Source organism: Bartonella callosciuri (genome assembly GCF_014203215.1).
In the GTDB taxonomy this organism is placed as follows: domain Bacteria; phylum Pseudomonadota; class Alphaproteobacteria; order Rhizobiales; family Rhizobiaceae; genus Bartonella; species Bartonella callosciuri.
Map to the genome: position 1 here is coordinate 1 of NZ_JACHIM010000013.1, position 3,851 is coordinate 3,851.

Sequence of the window (3,851 nt, forward strand, 5' to 3'; positions counted from 1 at the left end):
AAAAGAAGCACGATTGGTTATCCGTGCTTCTGGAACTGAGCCGGTCATCCGCATTATGGCTGAAGGTGATGAACGAGAAGTTCTAAACGCTGTGGGGACAGAATTGACCGATGTGGTCTCAGCAATGATGTGCTTTCAAGGGGAGGGCATTTTAAAGGGCTTAGTATTGAGGTTTGCCATTGTCCTTTGTTCTTCGCTCTTGAAGAAGAGTGAAAAAACCTTGCAAGAGATGACTGCCAAACAGTGCTTTTTGGAGAACATGTTCATTATTCTATCACATAGACAAGGATAAGAGTGTTTTGCTGTTTAGAGGGTGGTGATAAGTGATATGGTTTTGTTGTTCGCTCTTCAATTTTCGTGGACGAACCCTTGAACATTCATGTTGCGATAACATGAAGAGGCAAAAAAGGTGTTTTCTTTCCATGGAGAGAAAACACCTTTGGGGGTTAGAAAAACACAGTTACATATCTTTAATCTGAAAAACTGTCTTTTTTATCTTTTTTCCACAAAAAGTAAGTTGCAAGCCCAAGCACTGGAAAACTCAATTTGGCAAAAGGGAGATATCTGCTTAAAAGTGCAAGACTGGAAATTGCTGCCTCTGTCATAAGTTTATGGCGTTGTTCTTCCCTTTTCTTTTGTTGATCATAACGTTGTGCAGCTTTGAAAGTTTTGCTCGTTAAGAGGGCTAATCCTGCAATAAAAAACCAAAGGAAAAACATTGTGCTGGCTGCTGTAAGAGGTTTCATAACCGAACATAATGCGATAAAGCCGATGGCGCATAAAAAAATTAAAGACATAAACAATGAAATGCCAATAATTCCTCCGCAAATTGCTTGAAAGCGAACTTGCTTAACAGTGCTTTTGAGCCCGCCACCGACAAGGTGATTTAAAAGAGGAGCAATAAGTTTATGCATTGCTTAACGACGCAAGAGTTGTGCTAGAACAAAACCAACACCTGCTGCAAACAAAATGCTTTTGCAAGGGTTTTTACGAACGCATTGATTCATGGTTTGTTCAAAGTCACCAATTTTATCTTTTGCTTGAGACACAATGTCTTCGCTATTTTCTTTTGCTGAGTTATACAGTTTTTCAGCTTTGTCTTTCGCTGCGGTCAATTTGTTTGCACCAAGATTTGTCAGTGTTGTGGTGATCCCTGAAATTTCACCACGTAACTTTTCTAACTGTCCTTGGACGTCTTTCTCTGTTGTTTTATTGTTTGCCATGATGCTTTTTCCCTCTCTTGACTCATCATTCTTTAGTATTTGTGTATTCATAGTGATTCTTTGCTTGAAGTAAATTTTTCACTGCTTTTGTAACGTCAAACAATTTTTTTAGTTCCCTCTTTTTTTTAATTTAAAAGATTTCTGATAAAATAAATCTTCCTTCTCTATAAGCATCTCTTTTGTTCGTGAATGGTCAGACGAAAAATTCATGAGATACCGCTCTAGAGCGTAATAAAGAAAAACAGACTTTGCGCTTAGGAAAGATAAATTAACACTCACATGATTTCGTCAGATTTCAATGTGGCTTAAGGTCTTGTAAAAGTTGCTTGTGGTCTTGATGAGGGCTGGGTGGGATGGTATCTTTTTTTAACAGTTGTGATCTACATGTTGCTGTTTCTTGTGAGGTGCAAGCAAACGGTTTTTTTATGATTTTGCATCAGAAGGATTGCAATGAAGAAATGCATCTTAGATGATACATGTCTTCATAAAGTATTCGATGCGTTATCTTTAAATCAAACTGTTGAATCGAAGATGCCATTACCCAGTGAAGCCATTTTGCACTATGAACTTGTTTTATCCGATAAATTTATTTTCATTTGTGTAGAGAAAAACTTCTTGAAAAATTCCTCTTGAAAGAGATATTTTCTGAAATAAAACTATACTTGATTTATCAAGTTTTATTCCTTAAGACGAACATGAAGTGATGTTAAAGGGGCGTGGCATGGTGGGGAATGGTGCTATGGGGGTAGTAGCATAGCTGTAAGATCAAAAATATAAGGTCACAATGGTGTGAGACAGAAATGGAATCTGAGACAATATCCTTAGAAAGTGCGTCTACCGTATTTGCAGCGCATGATCTTTCTCCTTTTTCTATGTTTATGGCAGCTGATTTTGTTGTGAAAACCGTTATTGTTCTTTTGTTGCTTGCTTCTCTTGCATCTTGGACGATTACTTTTGTCAAAATCGTTGAGATTTTTTTAGCAAAGCGAAGAGTGCGTCATGAACTCCAATTGGTTCTTAATGCTCAGACCCTCACGCGGTTGACTGCTAGCTTAAAAGAGAGCAAAGGAGCCGGCGTGTTTTTTCTCAAAGAAGTTCTTAAAGAGGTCTATCTTTCTACGCAACAGATTCATTTTATTAGTGCTGAGGGGATCGGAGGGGATTCTGGTGAAAGAGCCAGTGCAAGACAAGGGGGACAACAAAGGGCACAAACCGTTACTGATGAATATCCCCCTTTCTATGAGCAGATCAATCGCTATGAGGAGGTTGCTCGCGATATTAATGAGGGCGTAAAGGAGAGAGTTCATTCGCTTTTATCACGCTGCTTGCTGGCTTCTACGCGCCGTGTTGCATGTGGTAGTGCTGTTCTTGCAACCATTGGTGCAATTGCTCCCTTTGTGGGGCTTTTTGCAACTGTTTGGGGAATCATGAATTCTTTTATCGGTATTGCTCAGTCGCAAACAACGCGACTCGATGTCGTTGCTCCTGGAATTGCCGAAGCTTTGCTTGCAACCGCTATCGGACTTTTTGTGGCTATTCCCGCCGTTATTATGTATAATAGCCTTATGCGTGCTTTAAGTAGTTATCGCAATGACTTGGGTGATATCGCTGCTGCACTTGAAAGACTCTTGAGCCGTGAACTCGATAGATACAGACAACAGAAAAGTCATAAAAAATGAAAGCAGGGTTTAATGATGATTGGAATCCAGATGAAGGTGGGTTGCACAACGAGATCAATGTAACCCCTTTTATTGATGTTGTTCTGGTATTGCTTATTGTTTTTATGGTTGCTGCACCTTTGGCAACATCTGTTATTCCGGTTCAGTTGCCTTCTATAACCCAAGCTTCCTCTGTAGTTCAGCCTGAGGAACCTCTTTATGTAACTTTGCAAAAAGATCATTCCCTTTATGTTGGTGAGAGTCTTGTTGACCAAACAGCCTTTACCGAAGCTTTGTTGAAGCAAACAAACCAAAATCTAGAGACAAAGATTTTGATCAAAGCTGATAGCGAAATCAATTATGGGGCTGTCGTGGATTTACTTAATCAAATACGCACGGTTGGATATACTAAAATTGGTCTTATGGGATTGCAATAATCTTCCAATGTTGTGGCAAAAGGTACAGCAAGTCATGGAGCAGGGGAGCCTATAGATGCAGCAGGAGTAAACGTTACAGGGAATATAGGTGCGGGGGTGATAAGTAATGTGGTAAAGACCAATAATTCCGTAGTGGGAACTGTTTCTCCTATAGAATAATACTCTTCAAGAGAGAGGGCTTTTCTGTTTATTTCTGCCTCCGTCTGTCCTGTTGAGCCAAATCCTCCTGTTCCTCGACTTCCCATATCGCTTTTTGTGCTCTCTGTTTGGTCGGGTTCAAGAACGCAAAGATTGACTTGAAGAACCGGTGCGATGATTGTTTGGGCAATGCGCATGCCGCGCTCAATGGAAAAATCTTCTTGCCCACAATTGATAAGAAGAACTTTAACTTAACGACCGGCTAAGCGCTGTCAATTGTTCCGGGTGTATTTAAGCCTGTTCCAGGTGTGTTTAAACAGGTGATGCCGTGTTTTAAGGCTAAACCGGAACGTGGACGGATTTGTGCTTCAAATCCCAAGCGATAAGTGAAAGAT

Annotated in this window: 4 protein-coding genes and 2 pseudogenes; 3 read left to right on the forward strand and 3 right to left on the reverse strand. The window is 40.1% G+C overall.

The genetic code is table 11. The features are described 5' to 3' along the window. Nucleotides 1-292 (forward strand): hypothetical protein (locus tag HNQ69_RS07085; protein WP_183229344.1); only part of this gene is annotated, 292 nt, incomplete at its 5' end. Between the two features lie 178 nt (nt 293-470). Here the strand turns inward: HNQ69_RS07085 and HNQ69_RS07090 are convergent. Beyond that, on the reverse strand, nt 471-914 hold the full coding sequence (locus HNQ69_RS07090; RefSeq protein WP_183229345.1) for a hypothetical protein: 444 nt from the start codon (nt 912-914) through the stop codon (nt 471-473). A gap of 3 nt (nt 915-917) precedes the next feature. Next, nucleotides 918-1,223 carry an ElaB/YgaM/YqjD family protein gene (locus tag HNQ69_RS07095; RefSeq protein ID WP_183229346.1) on the reverse strand — a complete coding sequence of 102 codons (306 nt, stop codon included), beginning with the start codon at nt 1,221-1,223 and terminating at the stop codon, nt 918-920. A gap of 800 nt (nt 1,224-2,023) precedes the next feature. Here HNQ69_RS07095 and HNQ69_RS07100 point away from each other — a divergent pair. Beyond that, entirely contained in the window at nt 2,024-2,902 is an 879-nt protein-coding gene (locus tag HNQ69_RS07100) for a MotA/TolQ/ExbB proton channel family protein (protein ID WP_183229347.1), read from the forward strand. Next, nucleotides 2,899-3,477 (forward strand): annotated as a pseudogene (locus HNQ69_RS07105) (biopolymer transporter ExbD). Before HNQ69_RS07100 ends, HNQ69_RS07105 begins: the two are co-directional and overlap by 4 nt. A gap of 41 nt (nt 3,478-3,518) precedes the next feature. On the opposite strand, the pseudogene dut reads toward HNQ69_RS07105, so the two are convergent. Next, a pseudogene (dut, locus tag HNQ69_RS07110) lies at nt 3,519-3,851 on the reverse strand (dUTP diphosphatase); the annotation flags it as partial.

What these genes read in the sequence shown, in the direction of transcription:
- HNQ69_RS07095 (WP_183229346.1), bottom strand. Translation starts at nt 1,223, where the DNA reads ATGGCAAACAATAAAACAACAGAGAAAGACGTCCAAGGACAGTTAGAA.
- HNQ69_RS07100 (WP_183229347.1), top strand. Translation starts at nt 2,024, where the DNA reads ATGGAATCTGAGACAATATCCTTAGAAAGTGCGTCTACCGTATTTGCA.
- HNQ69_RS07090 (WP_183229345.1), bottom strand. Translation starts at nt 914, where the DNA reads ATGCATAAACTTATTGCTCCTCTTTTAAATCACCTTGTCGGTGGCGGG.